Source organism: Ammonifex thiophilus (assembly GCF_003368535.1).
Taxonomy (GTDB): domain Bacteria; phylum Bacillota; class Desulfotomaculia; order Desulfotomaculales; family Ammonificaceae; genus Ammonifex; species Ammonifex thiophilus.
On sequence record NZ_QSLN01000003.1, the window covers coordinates 82,650 to 99,533 of the forward strand.

The window sequence follows — 16,884 nt, forward strand, 5'->3', positions numbered from 1 at the left end:
TCAACTCCCTACCATGCGCAGGGCTCGCTGGGGGTCCACGAAGTGCGAACCCAGCCCCAGATCCCGGGGGTTGAGCCCCATGGCTATCCCCAGAAGCTGCGAAAGATAAAAGACCGGTATGGCAAAGTTGGTACCGAAGAAACGGTTAACTTCCTTCTGGCGAAGGTCCAGATTGGCATGGCAGAGCGGGCAGGCGGTCACCAAGGCGTGCGCGCGAACCTGGGCCGCCGCGTGCAAGATGTTCTTTATAAGGTTAAGGGCCACCTCACGGGCGCCGAAAATGAGCGAGGCCCCGCAGCACTCATTCTTGCCTCCCCAGTCTAAGGTATCTACTTTGGTAGGAGCCAGAATCTTTTCCATGAGCTGGGGTTGCTCTGGATCGTCGCAGGAGGTTAAAGGGGGACGCACCAGAAGGCAACCGTAGTAGCAGGCTACCTGCATACCCTTCAGAGGACGCACCACCTGCGCGGCTAAGGCCTCCTCCCCCAGCTGAGCCAGAGCCTCCAGTAAAGAAAAAACTCGCACTCGACCTTCAAAGGTGCGCCCGAGTGCACCCTCCACTTGCCTTTTAAGCTCCGGATCGCGCTTTAGCTCCTCTTGAGCGGCCCGCAGCCGCTGGTAACAGGCTGCGCAAGGAGACAAAATGTCAAGCCCCATATCCTCGGCCAGAGCCAGAACCCGAGCGGGCAGAGCCACTGCCAGGAAGTGAGAGGTCGAGTGGGCCGCCGTAGCGCCACAGCAGTTCCAGTCCGGTATCTCTACCAACTCCAGTCCCAGGTGCCGAGCCACCAGACGGGTGGAAAGGTCGTATTCTCGCGCCGTCCCCTTGAGTGAGCAGCCGGGGTAGTAAGCCAGCTTCACCGGGGTTCCTCCTTTTCCGCCGAGAAGATCTGGGCCACTTCCTTCCGGTTCTCTACCGGCTCGGGTAGCAGGCGAAGCTTACGCCGGGAAAGCATGAAATGCCCCAGGTCTAGATCGCGCCAGACCTTGCGCTCCTTGAGGTTGAACTGGAGGGTGAGGCCAAGTTCATATACCCGCCCGTAGCGCTTAACCGAGCGCAAAAAGACCTCGTTAAAAAGAGGCATTCCGTGCCTGGTAACCTGAGGAAAGGCTTGCCGGGAAAAGAAGCGCAAAGTATCGATCAAGCGCGCCAGATCTATGTGGCAGGGACAGCGGGTGGTGCAAGTCTGGCAGCTGCTGCAAACCCAAAGGGCACGGGAGGAAAGCAACTCCTCGCCGCGCCCCAACTGCAACAGGCGCAGGATTTGGTGAGGCTTGTAGTCCATGGCGAAAGCGACCGGGCAACCGGCCGTGCACTTGCCACACTGGTAGCAATGGGTTATCTTCTGCCCCGCAGCCCGATTTACCTCCGACCAAAAATTTTCGTTCATTACCCGCGCTCCCTGAAGGCTTTACTCACCCTCTAGCTTCTAAGTATACCGGAGTAGGACTACGGGGTAAACCTGCAAACTTCTCCTTCTCCGGCAAGACCTATTTACCCAGCCAGCGGCGGAGAAGGAAGCGCAAGAAACCCGGCACCTTAATGAAAATTACTCGCATGCTCCCGCCCCCTTCTCACAATAGTTTATTCAACTCCCCGCGCTCCCGTTCCCCAACCCAAGATTTAGGGCCGGGATCCTTCCCGGCCCTAAGGCTTTTTTCCGGTAATCTTTAGTCCAGCTTGCGGTAGCAGAACCACCAGTCGTAGCAGGTATACATTTTCATCCGTTCTTTGGCCGTTTGCTCGTCGGTGGGCGGCGGTATGATCACGGCATCACCAATGAGTTCGTTGTGCGGCCAGTTGGCCGGCATGGCCACGCCGTTGGCGTCGGATACCTGCAGAGCTTTAACTATGCGCAGTATCTCGTCGATGTTACGTCCCAGCTCCTGCGGGTAATAGAGAATCACCCGAATTACGCCCTTGTCATCCACCACGAAGACGGCCCGCACCGTGTTGGAGCCCTTGGCCGGGTGGATCATCCCCAGCTTGCGAGCCACCGTACCGTCGTCGGCAATGATGGGGAAAGGAATCTCCACCCCTAAGGTGTCCTTGATCCACTCCGTCCACTTTATATGGGCGAAAACCTGGTCCACGGAAAGGCCAATGAGTTCGCAGTTAAGCTTCTTGAACTCGGGGTACTTCTTAGCGAAGGAAACAAACTCGGTAGTGCATACCGGAGTGAAGTCAGCTGGGTGGCTGAAAAGGATGAACCAGCTACCGGCATAATCCTGCGGGAGATGGCGCTTACCGAAGGTGGTCTGCACCGTCATTTCCGGAAAGCGCTCGCCTATAAGGGGAAACTTCTCTTCCATACCGGAACCTCCTTTACGTGATTCCGAATTTAAAATAGCTACAAACAATGTACACGGAAATCTCCTCCGCGTCAAGAGGTTAATTAAAGTGCCGCTTCGAGCAGCTCTTTGAAGCGCTGCATCCCCTCTTCGATGTCTTCCAGCCGCAGGGCGTAGGAAAAGCGCAGGTAGTGATCGTCCCCGAAGGCAGCCCCAGCGACGGTGGCTACTTTTATCTCTTCCAGAAGGAAAAGGGCCAGGTCGCTAGCGCTGGCTATTTCCCTCCCTTTTAGGCGCCGACCCAGAAGCCCGCTCACCTCTGGAAAGACGTAAAAAGCCCCTAAAGGCTTGGGGCAGCGCACTCCGGGTAAGGAGTTCAGGTGCTGCCAGATGAAGTCCCGCCGTTTTTGAAAAGCCTGGCGCATGCTCTCCACCGGCTCTTGTGGCCCCTTCAGGGCGGCCAGCGCCGCTGCCTGAGCTACGGAAGCGGGGTTGGAGGTACTGTGGCTTTGAAGGTTGATCATAGCTTGGGCTACCGGCCGGGGAGCGGCAGCGTAACCTATACGCCAGCCGGTCATGGCGTAAGCTTTAGAAACACCATTTACCACAACCGTACGCTTTTTAACCTCCGGGTCGAGTGCAGCTATGCTCACGTGCTCCATCCCGTCGTAAATCAGCTTTTCGTAGATCTCGTCCGACAAGATCCACAGGTCGGCCTCCAGAGCCACTTCTGCCAAGCCGATGAGTTCCTCCCGGCGGTAGACGCTACCTGTAGGGTTGGCCGGGGAATTGAGGATCAAAAGGCGGGTGCGCGGGGTTACAGCTGCCCGCAGATCTTCCGGCCGGAGCTTGAAATCGTTCTCAGGAGTGGTGGGAACGAAAACCGGTACTCCTCCCGCCAGCTTCACCTGCTCTGGATAGGAAGTCCAGTAGGGGACGGGGATTATCACCTCGTCCCCCGGGTTTAGAAGTACCTGCAGAGCGTTGTAAAGGGAATGTTTGGCGCCACAGGAGACCACGATCTCATCCGGGCTATATTCCAGTTGATTGTCGCGGTAGAGCTTCTCGCATATAGCTTCCCGGAGAGGCAGAATACCTGCTACCGGCGTGTACTTGGTGAAGCCCTGATCTAAAGCTCGCTTCGCCGCTTCCTTGATGTGCTCCGGTGTATCGAAGTCCGGCTCCCCCGCCCCAAAATTGATGACCTTTTCCCCCTGTCGCAAAAGCTCTTTGGCCTTGGTGTCCACCGAGAGGGTGGGAGAGGGACTCAGTTTTTGCGCTCGCTCAGCCAGTCCCCGCATCTTTAAAAGCTCACCTTCCCCAGCACCCGCTTCATCCTGACCAGAGCCTCCTGCAACCTCTCTGTGGGGAGGGTAAGGGAAACGCGGAAGAAACCCTCCCCATGTCGACCGTAGCCGGTTCCAGGTGTGACCACTACCCCCGCCTCCTCCACTAAATATTCGGCAAAGCTCTCGCTGGTGAATCCTGAAGGTACAGGAAGCCAGAGGTAGAAAGTGGCCTTTGGGGGGTCTATTTTCCAGCCCATTTCTCGGAAGGCCGCCACGGCCAGATCTCGTCTTAATTGGTAAAGGGCGTTCATTTCTTTCACGCACTCTTGGGGCCCGTCTAAGGCCTTTATGCCGGCATACTGGATGGGCTGGAACACACCGGAGTCTATGTTGGACTTGAGCCTCCCCAGGACCTCGACCGCTTCTTCCTTGCCCGCTGCCCAGCCCAGGCGCCAGCCGGTCATGTTGTAGGGCTTGGAAAGGGAGCCGAACTCGATGCCTACTTCTTTGGCTCCCGGCGTGGCCAGGAAGCTGGAGGGGCGGTATCCGTCAAAGGCTACCTCCACGTAGGCAGCATCGTGGCAAACCAGAAGGTCGAACTCCCGAGCGAAAGCCACTACTTCGGCAAAGAAGGAAGAGGAGGCCACCGCCGCTGTAGGGTTGTTAGGGTAGTTTAGGAAGAGAATCTTAGCCCGACGGGCCACCTCAGTAGGCACATCTTCCAAACGGGGGAGAAAACCATTTTCTGGCAAAAGAGGAAGGTAATAGGGCTCTCCTCCGGCCAAGATGGTGCCCCCGGCGTAGACCGGATAACTGGGGTCCGGCACCAAAGCCACCTCCCCCGCATCGAGGTAGCACCAGGCGATATGGGCTATGCCCTCCTTGGAGCCTATGAGGGTTACCACCTCCCGCTCGGGGTTGAGTTCCACCCCGAAGCGCCGGGCGTAATACCGGGCCACCGCCTGCCGGAAGGCCGGAAGGCCTACTGAGGTGGGGTAGCGATGATTTTCCGGTATCTCTAACTGCCTCTTTGCCTCTTCCCGGATGTGCTCCGGTGTAGGTTCGTCCGGATCCCCTATACCGAGGCTGATAACGTCCACCCCAGCTGCTCTCTTCTCGGCAATGAGCCTCTCGATACGGGCAAAGAGGTAAGGAGGTAGGTTTTTTACGCGCTTGGCTACTGCCGGCACGGTAACTCCGCTCCTTTCCCCAAATCCGAAGAGTTTACTCTTCTCCCAGCCACTCCCCTTTGAAGACGGTAGTAGCTGGCCCCTGAAGATACACATGGCTGTCTTCTTCTTTCCAGTGGATGCGAAGCTCGCCCCCCGGAAGGTGAACGATTACTTCGCGGGTGGTGTAACTGTTTAAGAAAGAAGCCACCGCCGCTGCGCAGGCTCCTGAGCCACAAGCCAGTGTTTCCCCCACCCCTCTTTCCCACACCCGCACTCGGATCTCACTGGGACTTACCACTTCTACAAACTCCACGTTGGTGCGATGGGGGAAAGCGGGATGGTGCTCCAGCCGCGGCCCCAACTCCTCCACCGGAGCCTCTTCCACCGCCGGGACAAAGAGCACGCAGTGAGGATTGCCAAATGAAAGAGCCGTCACCCGAAGGACCAGACCGTCCTCAAAGACCAGGGGCTCGTTTATCACCTTCCCCGGCGGGCCCTGCATGGGTATGGCACCTCTTTCCAGTACGGGCTCCCCCATGTCCACGGTGCAACTCGTCACTTTCCCGTCTTTCACCGTCAACTCCACCGGTTTTATGCCGGCACCGGTAGCTATCCGCATGCGCTGGTAGGGAACGAGCCGCGTTTCGTAGGCCAGCTTGGCCACACATCTTATGGCGTTCCCACACATCTCCGCCTCCGAACCGTCGGCGTTGAAGATGCGCATGGCGATGTCTGCCTCATCGGAGGGCAGGATGAAGACCAGGCCGTCGGCACCCACGCCGAAGTGAGGACGGCAAATCTTCCGGGCCAGCTCCGGTGTGTCCGGCGGCAGGGTTCGAGCCATCACGACCACAAAATCGTTGCCCAAACCGTGCATCTTAACGAAGTGCAATACCCTCACCTACCTTAGCTAGGGCCAGACTGGCCCCTACTTCTAGCGCCTTTTCGTTAGCGGCGATGAGGTGATGGCGGTGAGGAGGTAGGACTACGCGCAAAGCCTCCTTTACCCTCTCTAGAGGGATTATCTGGGTAAGAGCTATAAAGGCTCCCACCAGCACGTTCACCGCCACTCGGACGTTGCCTATGGCCTCCGCCTGGGCCGTAGCGTCAAGCCCCAGCAACCTGCGGCCCAAGCCGAGTTCTCCGTCCCACCGGGCTAGAGAGGAGTTGTAGATTATAAGCCCCCCCGGCTTCACCTTGGGGGCGAATTTGTCCAAAGAAGGCTGGTTCATGGCCAAAAGGGTGGTGGGCTCGGTGACCAGAGGGCAACTTATAGGGCGGTCGGAAAGGGTAACCCCGCAGTTGGCCGTGCCTCCTCGCATCTCCGGACCATAGGAAGGGATCCAGGCCACGTGAAGCCCGTGCGCCATGCCCGCTTGGGCCAGGAGCATCCCCGCCGAAAGAATGCCCTGACCACCGAAACCGGCCAGCAAGACTTCCTCAAGCATGCTCTCTCTCCTCCCGGGGCACCTTGAACTCGCCCAAGGGATAGACGGGGATCATTTTCTCCTCCAGCCAGCGCAGGGCCTCCGGCGGGTTCATGCCCCAGTTAGTGGGACAGGTAGAAAGGACTTCCACCAAGGAGAAACCCAGGTTCGCCAATTGCACTTCAAAGGCCCGGCGGATGACCCGCTTGGCTTGAATTACGTTTTTGGGAGAGTTGACCGCCACCCGAGCTACATAGGCCGCTCCCTCGATGGTGGCCAGCATCTCCGCCACCCTGAGGGGATAGCCCGCTTCCTCCGCCCGCCGACCGAAAGGGGTGGTGGTGGTCTTCTGCCCCAGCAGAGTGGTGGGAGCCATCTGTCCCCCGGTCATCCCGTAAACGGCGTTGTTGACGAAGATAGTGGTGATCTTCTCTCCCCGAGCCGCCGCGTGGACGATCTCCGCCGTGCCGATAGCCGCCAGGTCCCCGTCCCCCTGGTAGGTGAAAACCACCCGGTCGGGTAAGACCCGCTTGACCCCTGTAGCCACCGCCGGAGCCCGCCCGTGCGCTGCCTCTATCATATCACAGTTGAAATATTCGTAGGCGAAAACGGCGCAGCCCACCGGGCACACCCCTACCGTCTTCTCCAGTACGTCGAGCTCCACCAGCACTTCGGCCACCAACCGGTGGATTATCCCGTGCGTACAGCCGGGACAGTAGTGAAAAGGTTTGGAGGTGAGCCCGCGCGTGCGCTCAAAGAGCACCCTCATAACTTCTGCCAGACCTCCTTGGCAAAGTTTACCACCTCAGCGACCGTGGGCACCACGCCGCCGGTGCGACCGTAAAAGTGAACGGGACACCGCCCCTCCACCGTTAGGCGCACGTCCTCCACCATCTGCCCCAGGTTCATCTCCACCACCAGAAAAGCCCGCGCCCGGGAAAAGGCAGCATGGAAGGGCGCATCGGGGAAGGGATAAAGAGTGATGGGGCGAATGAGGCCCGCCGCTATCCCCTCCTCCCGCAGGCGCTCCACTGCCGCCCGCGCCACCCGTGCCATAGTGCCGAAGGCCACCAGCACGAGCTCCGCCTCCTCCAGGAGGTAAGTCTCCCAGCGCTTTTCCTCTTCCTCCATACGCTGGTATTTAGCCCTCAAGCGCAGGTTGACCGCCTCTAATTCTTCGGGTTCGATGTAGAGGGAGTTTATAATATTGCGCGTCCCCCGGCCAGCCGTGCCGGTAGTGGCCCAGGGCTTGGGAGGGAGCTCTAGCTCTCCGGAATAGGGAGGGAGCTCCACCGGCTCCATCATCTGCCCCAAGATGCCGTCCCCCAGCACCATCACCGGGTTGCGGTACTTGTCCGCCAAATCAAAAGCCAAGCCCATGAGGTCTAGGATCTCCTGCACGGAGGAAGGAGCCAGGCATAACAGGCGGTAATCGCCGTGGCCCCCGCCTTTCACGGCCTGGAAGTAGTCTGATTGAGCCGGGGCTATGTTACCCAAACCCGGACCGCCGCGCATCACGTTAACAATCACGCAAGGGAGCTCCGCTCCTGCTAGGTAGGAAATCCCCTCCTGCATGAGGCTTATACCCGGGCTGGAAGAGGAGGTCATCACTCGCGCTCCGGCGGCAGCCGCTCCGTAGACCATGTTAATGGCCGCCACTTCGCTTTCCGCCTGGAGGTAAACCCCGCCCACCTCCGGCAGGCGGCGCGCCAGGTAGTGGGGAAGCTCGCTTTGCGGGGTGATGGGGTAGCCGAAGAAGTAGCGGCAGCCGGCCCTTATGGCCCCCTCACCGAAGGCCTCGTTACCCTTCATCAGCACGCGCGGCATCTTCTCCCTCCTCCCGCAAGACGGTTATCACCACGTCGGGGCACATGAGGGCGCAGAAGCAGCAACCGGTGCACCGGGAGGCGTCGGTGATCATGGCCGGATGAAAACCCAAAGAATTGAGGTCGGGGGAAAGGGTGAGGATCTTGCGCGGGCAAACGGTCACGCAAAGCTCGCATCCTTTGCACCTTTCCCGGTCGAAGACCACTTGCGGCACCTTCTCACACTCCTAGTCGACAGACTGCCAAGGAAGAAAAGGGAAAAGCTTCAAAGGCAAGACGGGGAAAGGAAGATCGTCTCTTACCAGATCCTCCCTTAAAGCCGAGAAGATCACCGGAAGGCCCAGTATTCTTCCCGCTTCTTCGACTATTCGCCAGCCTTCGCGCACCACCTCCACGGTGGTAACCTCACCCAAGTGGGTGTTGTTGATAAGCCCGGTAAGCTCAACCCGGCCGGCCTGGGCTATCTCCTGCGCCGCCCTCACCACCTCCTCCACGGTAGAAGAAAAGGGCCGGCAGGTGTTGACCACCAGAAAGACCCCCGCCTCCGGGGTTAAAAAGGAGGCGTAGGCTCCTAACACCGTGGCTCCCACGCCGTCCCCCCCTACATCCACCACCACCCGCTCCTTACCCGCCAGCAGCCGCCCGATGGCCGCCGGCAAGGCGGGCAGATCGCTCAAGTCAAAAGCAGGCGGTGGAGCTATCACCTCCACCCCCCAAGGAGCCAGTTTCTCCCGAAAGCGGCGGGAGCGGAACAGAGGGTTGATCACGTCCAGGTCCACCAAGTAAACTTTTTCCTCCTCTGAAGCCAGCCTCCAAGCCACATTAAGGGCCAATGTGGTCTTGCCGCTTCCCAGCGCCCCGCAGAAAATACTCACCCGGGGCCAAGAAGCGAAAATATTAGGTAAAACATTCGCCATACTCGTTCCCCTTCCTGCTCTTTCAGTCCCTCCGCCCTAGGCGATCGAGAAAGTCGAGCCAGCGGTTGCGGGCGATAATGGTAGTAAGAGAGTAACGCTCGGTGAGGAAATGAAGCAAGAGCAAAACCGCCAAAAGGATGACTTTGGTCTGTAAGCCCAACGTCCAAGCTGCCAGCAAGCCGAGAACCCCACCCAAAGTGTTGGACCCCGCGTCCCCCATCATGACCCTGGCCCGCAGATCAAGAGGCAAAAAGGCCAGCAGAACCCCACCCGTAGCCCACAGGAAAACCAGCTCCGGCCTCCCCCAGGCGGCCCAAGAAAAAAAGGGCCAAGCTAGAAGAAATACTTTCCCCGCCCGGCCCGGTCGCAGGTCGAAAAGGTTTAAAGTGTTGACCCACAGAGCGACAAGCAGGGTGTTAAGCAAAGCCTCGCCAACCGAGGCGGAGTGAGGAAGAAAAAGGATGAGAGCTGCAACCAGGACGGCCAGCGCCTTGAGGGCTCCAGTGGTGAGCTTCCCCCGCAAAAGCTCCCTAAAGTGCCCTTTCAGTCCGGAGGCTTCGCGGCTACCCAGAAGATCGTCCATTAAGCCCACCAGGGTGGTAAGGGTAGAGAAAAAGAAAAAGGCCAGAAGCTGGACTTTTTCCACCCTTCCCGGGAAGAGGAGATCGAGCAATAAAAGGGTCGGTAACAGAGAGAAGAGAAAGACCAGACCTCCGCTTATCGGAATGAGCTTTCCCTTAAAGTTCGGGCGAAGTGCCTGACCCTTCTCTAAAAGACCCAGGAACAGCTCCCTTTCCACCCAGGCAAAAAGAAAGCCCAGCCCCAGGCTGGTTAAAAGGAAACTCACACCTTTTTCCCTCCCAGGAGAAGCCTTCCTAGGGTGAAAAGCACATCTTTGAACTGCCGCCCCCGGTGCCAGAAATCGGCCAGACTCCTTCCTGTCTCCCGGTGGTGCATGTTGAGCTTTACCTCGCAGATCCGCAAGCCCCGGCGGAGGGCCTTGACCGTCAGGGCCACCTCCACCCCGAACCCGGAAGCGAAAGGTAAAAGCTTTTCCAGCGCCTCCCGCCTTATCGCCCGCTGCCCCGATAAGGGAGCTTTTACCTCCTGGCCGGTAAGCCAACGGACACCAGCCCTTGCCAGACCCCGCACCAGCCCAAAGCCCCCTTTGTGCCGGGGAGCCGGGAAGACGGCCACGGTCATATCCGCTTTCCCTTCCAACACCGGCAGGAGAAGGTCTCTGGCCTGCGCCGCGCTTTCCCCTAAATCGGCGTCCAAAAAGAGCAGGATCTCTCCCCTGGCCGCCCCGACGCCGGCCGCGAGCGCCGCCCCTTTCCCTCTGTTCCGTGGAAGCTTTAATACCCGCGCCCCGGCCTCCTTAGCCCGCTCGGCCGTGGCGTCGGAAGAACCATCGTCCACCACGATGATCTCGGTAACTTCGGGGATGCTTTTAACCGACCCTATCGTTCGGCTTATGCGCTCGGCCTCGTTGTAAGCCGGGATTATCACCGATACCTCGGGCATACTTCAAGCTCCGCCTCCGACCGGATACGGGGGCAGCAGGGAGCGATTCTTCCCTTTGGTCCCGTACTGGCCCGGCTGGCCCGCCAGCGCCAGTACCAGCGCGATCTGCCCCTCCGGCCGGTCGATGTTGTCCACTGTACTGATCTTATGCTCCTGATAGGCTTCAATACCGGCGCCGCTATCGGAACTTTCCTCCACACCCACCACCATCACCTTGCTCTTGACCAGGGCATCAATCAGGGGGAGATCCACCTTGGCGACTCTTCGCTCGTTGCTTCCTCCACCCACCACGACGACCGCCTGCACCGCGCCTTTGTAGTTCCCCTCCACCTTGATCAGCCCTTGGCTGGAAAGGAACTCGATGAAGCCGGGATTCTGGCCCGAAGCCAGCGCCGCCCCCAGCTCCTGGCTCAGGCGTGAAAGAATTTCTCCCTGATCGTTCGTCGGCCAGCCCAGGGCCTGGGCCACGGCCAAGTCGGCCGTCGGGGCAGTATAGTTGTCCAGCAAGGAGACGACAGGCTCCACCACCGCTCCCGCCGTTTTTAGGGTTCCGATCATGCCCGAAGGCGCCTTGCCGGCCACCTCCACCACCGCCACCCTCATCCCCTTCAGTCTCCCCGCCACCGCGTAAGGAAGGACTTCCTGGGCAAAGGTGCGTAGGCTGCGGTTTTCGGCCTCTGCCTCCTCATAAAGCTGTCTTACGCGCATGTTTTCCTGACGTAGCTCCTCGAGTTGCTTCTCCAGCCGGTTGGTCATTTGCTCCTGCTTTTTAAGCAAAGCGTCGTTACCTATAAGGCCTGTGCCGATGAGGATCCCCAGCCCCAGCATCAAAAAGAGGGCCACCAGCGTGGCTATGTGGTAGCGCAGATCGATGATCATTCTTTCCCCTTCTTCAGAAGCCAAAGAGCAACCGAACCTGCAACCAGGCCAGACGCAAGAACTGCCTTAAGGAGGGAGAGATCAGCACCACCGCTGTTAGGGGAAGGAGCGCCGCCGCCACCAGCTGCACTACGTACCTTCCCTTGAAGCGCCCTTGATAGAGCTGGGAGACCCCCTTGGCGTCTACCAGAATGGAGCCCACCTTAAGTCTTACCAAAAAGGTGCTTCCCATTCCTTTCCTCCCTTTCTCCAGGAAGTCGAGCACGTTGGAGTGCGTGCCCAAAGCCACAATGAGGCTGGCCCCTCTTTCGTAGGCCAGGAGCATGGCCAGGTCTTCGCTCGTTCCCGGGGCAGCGACGGTTACCGCCCTAAGGCCTAAAGCCCTGACCCTAGCCATTCCAGGAGCTTCTCCGTTGGGGTAAGCGTGCACCACAATGTCTCGAGCCCGGCGCAAAGCCTCGTCGCTCACACTATCCATGTCCCCCACCACGATGTCGGGAGTGTAACCAAACTCCAGCAGGGCGTCGGCCCCCCCGTCCACGCCAATGAGCACGGGGCGCATTTCCCTTATGTAAGTGCGAATGGCCCGTAAATCCTCCTTGTAGTTATAACCGCGCACCACGATAAGCGCGTGGCGCCGCTCGATCCGGGTTTTAAGCTCCGGCAGGGCAAGGGGCCGGGCTATGAGGTCTATTTCCTTCCTGGCGTAGGCCAGCGTATTATCGACAAAGCGCACCAGCACCTCATTAAGGCGCTCCCGCGCCCGCGCCATCCCTTCCTCCACCGTTTGCTGGTCGAGAATCCTTCCCCGCGCCACCTCCCGGCCCCGGAAGAAGACCACTCCCCCTTTTACCTCCACTTCTTCTCCTTCGGGCAAAGAAAGAACTGCCGGACCCAGGCAATCTACTACCGGGATGCCTGCCCGCAGCAGCATTAGCGGCCCCTCGTTCGGGTACTCCTCCGAAAGAGAGGCCGCCGCATTCAGCACCAAACGACAGCGAGCTTCTATTAGTCCTTGCGCCGCCAGTTTGTCTATGCCGTAGTGGTCGATCACCGCTATCTCGCCGGGCTCAAGGCGCTGGATCAGGTGCTTGGTTCGCCGGTCTACCCTGATCCGACCGCGTACCTGCATGCCGGAAGGCCTCCTAAAACCTTCTCCACCCCAGTATAATACCTCCCCCGGCGGAGTCAAGCCAACTAGAATCCTAGCTCACCTTGTTGCACTCCAGGCGCAAGCGGTCGGCGACCATGGCAATAAACTCCGAGTTGGTGGGCTTACCCTTGGCCCGGTTGATGGTGTAGCCAAAGAACTTGGTAAAAGCATCCACGCTGCCTCGGTCCCAGGCCAGTTCGATAGCGTGCCTTATGGCCCGCTCCACCCGGCTAGGAGTGGTATTGTACTTGGCCGCTATGGCCGGGTAAAGCTCTTTGGTTATTCCCCCCAAGAGATTGACGTCGTTTACCACCATGATGATGGCGTCGCGCAGGTAGTGGTAGCCCTTGACGTGCGCCGGCACCCCCAACTCGTGAATGATGTTGGTCACCGCCACATCCAGGCTGCGGGGTGAAGAGGCGCGCGGTGCCGCGACGGGAGCTTGGTAGTCGGCCTTGAGCTGTCTTATGCGGTTGGCCAGCACCGGGAAACTGAAGGGTTTGACCACGTAGTAGCTGGCACCCAATTCGGCGGCTTTCTGCGCCACCGATTCCTGCCCCAAGGCAGTGAGGATGACGAACTTTGGTTTATAAGAGTTGGTATCTTCAGAAAATCTTTCTAAAACACCAATACCGTCCAGATGAGGCATGATCAAGTCCAGAACCACCACGTCAGGACGGCCCTTTTCGATGAGTTCCAAAGCCTCCTGACCGTTATAAGCAACCCCCACCAGCTCAAAATCCGGTTGATTACTAAAGAACTCTTTGAGTGCCTCGATCAGTTCCCGGTTATCGTCGACCAAAAGGATGCGAATGCTTTCGCTCATCTCTACCTCCTGCCCCCTTAGAAACATAAAGTTTTTTTAAGCCCCCTTCCAGATGATTCGACGCGGGGAAAATTTATCCTCCCAACCCGATAGGAATTTTTTACCCCAAAAGGAAGCCGAGGCGGGAAGAAGACCGCACTCTTTAAGCATCCTTTCCGCCAGCACGGCGTAGCCGCGCTCTGGGTGACTCACCAGCACATGAGTTATCGCTCCCACCAAATGCCCGTCCTGTATCAGGGGGCTACCGCTCATCCCCTGGACTATTCCCCCAGTGGCATTGAGCAACCGGGGATCGGTTATCTTCACCACCATATCCTTGCCGCTCGATCCCCCAAAGGGGTTCACCCGGATTATCTCCACCTGATAACGCTCGAGCCGCCCGTCCTCCACCACGGTTAGAAGCTCGGCCTTCCCCGGACGTACTTGGCTTGCAGAAGCTACTGGTATGGGGTGAGGGTAAAAGGGATGGGAAGGGAGGCTTTCTAGCCGGCCGAAGATGCCGAAAGGGGTGTTGCGCTCAATAGTCCCGTGAAACCCGGACGTAGGCGCCAGGATCCCTATCTTCTCTCCCGGCTGCCCCTTTTTTCCCTTGCGCACCTCTCGGATGTAAGCCTCGACTATTTTCCCTTCCGACAGCTCTAGCGGTCTGGCCGTGCCCCCTCCTAGGTCGACCGCGTGCCCCAGAGCGCCGTAAAGGCGGGTTCGGGGCTCATAAAAAGTGAGGGTACCTACCCCAGCCGTGGCCTCTTGAACCAGCAAACCCAGACGGTAAGACCGGGTGCGCTGGCAAAAAGCAGGGCGCACTTTCACCACCAATTCCTTCTTCCCCCTCTTTACTTTGAGGGTAACCTCCTTTCCCTCACGTCCTGCACGCTCCACCGCCTCCTTCAGAGACGCAGCACTCTGCAGGGGCTGGCCGTCAACGCAAAGGATCACATCCCCCTTCCTGAGGCCCACGGCGGCAGCCGGGTTGAGGTAGCGTTCGCCTTCCAAGACATCGGTAAACCCGGCCACGATCACTCCTTGGGCATGAAGAAGCACCCCCACCGACTGTCCCCCTGGAAATACCTGGCAGGAAGGCTGGACGTCGAGAACCAGGGTGCGCAGCGGCAAAATCCCTTCCAGCCAGAGGCGTGCTTTTACCTGCCCGGGCATCCCAGCTTGAAAAGCCAAGGGTCCCTCTCTGGTCGAAGAAGAGAGACCCTCAAGCTCAAGCTTTACCCGGGAACGGAGAAAGGAGGGAAGCGACTGGGAAAGATCCAACAGCTCCCCCACCAGGAGCTCCTGCTTTACGGGCCAAAAAGCGGCTAAAAAGTAAGAGCAGAGAAAAAAGAAGAGAAAGAAGGCAAAAACAGCAGCAAAACGCCGTTTTCCGGTCACATTGGCTCCCCTCCGGGCATTTAAGATGCCCGGAGCCAAAAACCTTTATGCCCGCTCCTCGATCCCTCTATTGTCCTTTACCTCTTTCTGCCAAGAGGTGACGGGCGTGAAGTAGGGCCGTATCGCGCGAGCCGCCTATCAAGCGTGCCAGCTCCTCTACCCGCTCCTCCCCCTCAAGAGGAGTGACGCGAATGTAGGTTCTCCCTTTTCTCACCCCTTTGCTTATCAGGTAGTGCCGGTCGGCCCGGGCGGCTACCACCGCTTGGTGGGTTATGCATATCAATTGATAGCTTTTGGCTAGAAAAGAAAGCTTTTCGGCCACCGCCTCCAAGGCCCTTCCTCCCACTCCTGCCTCCACTTCGTCTAAACACAGCGTCTTCCCCTTCTCTCCTGCCACCAGAGACTTAAGGGCCAAGAGAGTGCGCGCCGCCTCTCCCCCGGAGGCCACCCGGGCAAAGGGCTTTAAAGGCTCCCCTGGATTGGGAGAAAAGAGAAACTCCACCTCGGACAATCCCCTGGGACGGGGCTGATCATCGGCCAGGGGACGAAAAGCTACCTCAAAGCGGGCTTTGGGGAGCTCCAGGCGGGCCAGTTCAACAAGCAGGGACTGTCCCAGCTGCCGAGCCGCTTCTTCCCTGGCCACCTGTAGAGCTTGTGCCTTTTCCTTCCAGGCTTGGCGTAAAAGCTCCTCTCGCTTCCGTAATTCTTCCAATTCCTCCTCTGAATGCTCAAGTTGGCTTAACTCCTGTCGGGCAGCTTCCCGAAAGGACAAGAGTTCCTCCACGCTCATCCGGTACTTCTGGCAAATCCGCCTTATAAGGGCCAGCCTTTCCTCCACTGCCTCCAGCCGGGCGGGATCGGCTTCCAGCTCCTCGGCAAGTTGGCGTAGATGGTCAGCCAGATCCTTAAGAAAAGAAGCCGTGTGCCTAAGCTCAGAGAGGTAAGGTTCTAAATCTGGCCGGTAGCGCGCAAGGCGGGAAAGGAGCACCTCAGCTTCCTCCACACCCTCCACCGCGCCACCCTCCCCCCCGAGGAGTTCGTAGGTTTTGCGGGCGGCCTCCGCCAGCTCCACCGCCCGCCGACGCCACTCCCTTTCCTGCAAGAGTTCTTCTTCTTCGCCGGGGCGCAAGGCTGCCCGCTCGATCTCCTCTATCTGGTGGCGCAGGAGATCCAAGCGCCAGGCCCGCTCTTCTCTCTTGGCTTCCAGCGCCGCTAGCTCTTCCCGAACTTCCCGCCACTCCCGGTAGAGGCGCTCGAGCTCCTTCGCCCTTTCCTCCAGCCCACCGAAGCGGTCGAGTAGGGACAGTTGGTAGTGAGGGGAGAGTAGCTCCTGCGCCTCTCCTTGTCCTAGAAATTCCACCAGTTCCCCTCCGGCCTGGCGGCAAAGGCTCAAAGGTAAAATCTGGCCATTTACCCGGCAGACGCTCCTCCCCTGCCGGCTGATCTCGCGACGGAAAACCAAGTATTCCTCCGGCTCCATTCCCGCCTCGGCGAGCGGAGAAGGGAGCTTTTCTACGGCGAAAACAGCCTCTACCACCGCCTTATCAGCGCCGGTGCGGATGCACTCCACACTCGCCCTCTCGCCCAAGGCGAAGGCTAAAGCAGCCAGCAGAGCTGACTTGCCAGCTCCAGTTTCTCCGGTGAGAACGTTAAGTCCGGGGCCAAATTCCAGATAGAGGTGATCGATCAGGACAAAATCCTTTATCTCTAAACTCAGGAGCATCCGCGCGTTTTACCTCTCCCCAAAGGCCAAATGGTAAAGGCGCGCTTTCACCGCCTGGGCCAGACCCCGAGCGGACCGCACCACTACGATGAAGGTATCGTCTCCGGCTACTGTGCCTATCACCTCAGGCCAGTTGGCCCGGTCCACCGCCGAAGCCACCCCCTGCGCTGCCCCTGGTAAGGTCTTCACCACCACCAAATTGCCGCTCACCTCGATACCCACCACGGCGCTTTGCACCAGCTGGCGCAGCTTCTCTTCCTGTGCCGGTAGTTCCGCTGCGGGTAAGGCGTAGCGCCAACCCTCCTCGGTGGCCACCTTTACCAGGCGCAGCTCCTTTAAATCGCGGGATACGGTGGCTTGGGTGACGTTGAAGCCAGCTTTGCGCAGCTCCTCCACCAGCTCCCTTTGGCTGGCCACCGGCCGGGAGCGGACAATTTCCAGGATCTTCTGTTGTCTTGCCCGCTTCAATTCCCCAC

Annotated in this window: 19 protein-coding genes; all 19 read right to left on the bottom strand. The window is 59.0% G+C overall.

The window, feature by feature from the left end; all coding sequences use genetic code 11:
- Positions 1-861: a CoB--CoM heterodisulfide reductase iron-sulfur subunit B family protein gene (locus tag DXX99_RS03840; RefSeq protein ID WP_115792196.1), complete on the bottom strand. Its 861-nt coding sequence runs from the start codon at positions 859-861 to the stop codon at positions 1-3.
- A complete protein-coding gene (locus tag DXX99_RS03845; protein WP_115792197.1) occupies positions 858-1,391 on the bottom strand; it encodes a 4Fe-4S dicluster domain-containing protein in 534 nt (177 codons plus the stop codon). Before DXX99_RS03845 ends, DXX99_RS03840 begins: the two co-directional genes overlap by 4 nt.
- A 280-nt stretch (positions 1,392-1,671) precedes the next feature.
- The gene (locus DXX99_RS03850) at positions 1,672-2,313 is read right to left on the bottom strand and encodes a peroxiredoxin (protein WP_115792198.1); all 642 of its coding nucleotides are present in this window, start codon (positions 2,311-2,313) and stop codon (positions 1,672-1,674) included.
- Between the two features lie 83 nt (positions 2,314-2,396).
- Positions 2,397-3,593 (bottom strand): pyridoxal phosphate-dependent aminotransferase, encoded by a 1,197-nt coding sequence (locus DXX99_RS03855; RefSeq protein WP_115792199.1) that lies wholly within the window; start codon positions 3,591-3,593, stop codon positions 2,397-2,399.
- 2 nt (positions 3,594-3,595) lie between these two features.
- Complete coding sequence (locus DXX99_RS03860; RefSeq protein WP_115792200.1) at positions 3,596-4,771, bottom strand: LL-diaminopimelate aminotransferase; 1,176 nt, start codon at positions 4,769-4,771, stop codon at positions 3,596-3,598.
- 34 nt (positions 4,772-4,805) lie between these two features.
- Positions 4,806-5,645, bottom strand: a complete 840-nt coding sequence (gene dapF / locus DXX99_RS03865; RefSeq protein WP_115792201.1) for a diaminopimelate epimerase — start codon at positions 5,643-5,645, stop codon at positions 4,806-4,808.
- Positions 5,632-6,201: a 2-oxoacid:acceptor oxidoreductase family protein gene (locus DXX99_RS03870; protein WP_115792202.1), complete on the bottom strand. Its 570-nt coding sequence runs from the start codon at positions 6,199-6,201 to the stop codon at positions 5,632-5,634. Before DXX99_RS03870 ends, dapF begins: the two co-directional genes overlap by 14 nt.
- The gene (locus tag DXX99_RS03875) at positions 6,194-6,949 is read right to left on the bottom strand and encodes a thiamine pyrophosphate-dependent enzyme (protein WP_115792203.1); all 756 of its coding nucleotides are present in this window, start codon (positions 6,947-6,949) and stop codon (positions 6,194-6,196) included. Before DXX99_RS03875 ends, DXX99_RS03870 begins: the two co-directional genes overlap by 8 nt.
- Positions 6,946-8,007: a 3-methyl-2-oxobutanoate dehydrogenase subunit VorB gene (locus tag DXX99_RS03880; protein ID WP_115792204.1), complete on the bottom strand. Its 1,062-nt coding sequence runs from the start codon at positions 8,005-8,007 to the stop codon at positions 6,946-6,948. The genes DXX99_RS03875 and DXX99_RS03880 overlap by 4 nt, the downstream gene beginning before the upstream one ends.
- A complete protein-coding gene (locus DXX99_RS03885) occupies positions 7,982-8,221 on the bottom strand; it encodes a 4Fe-4S binding protein (protein WP_165847705.1) in 240 nt (79 codons plus the stop codon). The genes DXX99_RS03880 and DXX99_RS03885 overlap by 26 nt, the downstream gene beginning before the upstream one ends.
- A gap of 12 nt (positions 8,222-8,233) precedes the next feature.
- Complete coding sequence (locus DXX99_RS03890) at positions 8,234-8,923, bottom strand: nucleotide-binding protein (RefSeq protein ID WP_115792206.1); 690 nt, start codon at positions 8,921-8,923, stop codon at positions 8,234-8,236.
- Between the two features lie 22 nt (positions 8,924-8,945).
- Positions 8,946-9,770, bottom strand: coding sequence for an MraY family glycosyltransferase (locus DXX99_RS03895; RefSeq protein WP_115792207.1), 825 nt, complete (start codon positions 9,768-9,770; stop codon positions 8,946-8,948).
- Complete coding sequence (locus DXX99_RS03900; protein WP_115792208.1) at positions 9,767-10,447, bottom strand: glycosyltransferase family 2 protein; 681 nt, start codon at positions 10,445-10,447, stop codon at positions 9,767-9,769. Before DXX99_RS03900 ends, DXX99_RS03895 begins: the two co-directional genes overlap by 4 nt.
- 3 nt (positions 10,448-10,450) lie before the next feature.
- The gene (locus DXX99_RS03905; protein WP_134642949.1) at positions 10,451-11,350 is read right to left on the bottom strand and encodes a copper transporter; all 900 of its coding nucleotides are present in this window, start codon (positions 11,348-11,350) and stop codon (positions 10,451-10,453) included.
- Positions 11,340-12,458: a putative cytokinetic ring protein SteA gene (gene steA, locus DXX99_RS03910; protein ID WP_115792210.1), complete on the bottom strand. Its 1,119-nt coding sequence runs from the start codon at positions 12,456-12,458 to the stop codon at positions 11,340-11,342. The genes DXX99_RS03905 and steA overlap by 11 nt, the downstream gene beginning before the upstream one ends.
- A 73-nt stretch (positions 12,459-12,531) precedes the next feature.
- Positions 12,532-13,305, bottom strand: coding sequence for a sporulation transcription factor Spo0A (gene spo0A, locus DXX99_RS03915; RefSeq protein ID WP_115792302.1), 774 nt, complete (start codon positions 13,303-13,305; stop codon positions 12,532-12,534).
- A gap of 36 nt (positions 13,306-13,341) precedes the next feature.
- A complete protein-coding gene (spoIVB, locus tag DXX99_RS03920) occupies positions 13,342-14,685 on the bottom strand; it encodes a SpoIVB peptidase (RefSeq protein ID WP_165847706.1) in 1,344 nt (447 codons plus the stop codon).
- 67 nt (positions 14,686-14,752) lie between these two features.
- A complete protein-coding gene (gene recN, locus DXX99_RS03925; RefSeq protein ID WP_115792212.1) occupies positions 14,753-16,408 on the bottom strand; it encodes a DNA repair protein RecN in 1,656 nt (551 codons plus the stop codon).
- 9 nt (positions 16,409-16,417) lie between these two features.
- Positions 16,418-16,876, bottom strand: a complete 459-nt coding sequence (argR, locus tag DXX99_RS03930) for an arginine repressor (protein WP_115792213.1) — start codon at positions 16,874-16,876, stop codon at positions 16,418-16,420.
- Positions 16,877-16,884: the final 8 nt, after the last annotated feature.

What these genes read in the sequence shown, in the direction of transcription:
- DXX99_RS03870 (WP_115792202.1), bottom strand. Translation starts at nt 6,201, where the DNA reads ATGCTTGAGGAAGTCTTGCTGGCCGGTTTCGGTGGTCAGGGCATTCTT.
- steA (WP_115792210.1), bottom strand. Translation starts at nt 12,458, where the DNA reads ATGCAGGTACGCGGTCGGATCAGGGTAGACCGGCGAACCAAGCACCTG.
- DXX99_RS03890 (WP_115792206.1), bottom strand. Translation starts at nt 8,923, where the DNA reads ATGGCGAATGTTTTACCTAATATTTTCGCTTCTTGGCCCCGGGTGAGT.
- DXX99_RS03850 (WP_115792198.1), bottom strand. Translation starts at nt 2,313, where the DNA reads ATGGAAGAGAAGTTTCCCCTTATAGGCGAGCGCTTTCCGGAAATGACG.
- DXX99_RS03845 (WP_115792197.1), bottom strand. Translation starts at nt 1,391, where the DNA reads ATGAACGAAAATTTTTGGTCGGAGGTAAATCGGGCTGCGGGGCAGAAG.
- DXX99_RS03855 (WP_115792199.1), bottom strand. Translation starts at nt 3,593, where the DNA reads ATGCGGGGACTGGCTGAGCGAGCGCAAAAACTGAGTCCCTCTCCCACC.
- DXX99_RS03900 (WP_115792208.1), bottom strand. Translation starts at nt 10,447, where the DNA reads ATGCCCGAGGTATCGGTGATAATCCCGGCTTACAACGAGGCCGAGCGC.
- recN (WP_115792212.1), bottom strand. Translation starts at nt 16,408, where the DNA reads ATGCTCCTGAGTTTAGAGATAAAGGATTTTGTCCTGATCGATCACCTC.
- DXX99_RS03875 (WP_115792203.1), bottom strand. Translation starts at nt 6,949, where the DNA reads ATGAGGGTGCTCTTTGAGCGCACGCGCGGGCTCACCTCCAAACCTTTT.
- DXX99_RS03880 (WP_115792204.1), bottom strand. Translation starts at nt 8,007, where the DNA reads ATGCCGCGCGTGCTGATGAAGGGTAACGAGGCCTTCGGTGAGGGGGCC.
- spo0A (WP_115792302.1), bottom strand. Translation starts at nt 13,305, where the DNA reads ATGAGCGAAAGCATTCGCATCCTTTTGGTCGACGATAACCGGGAACTG.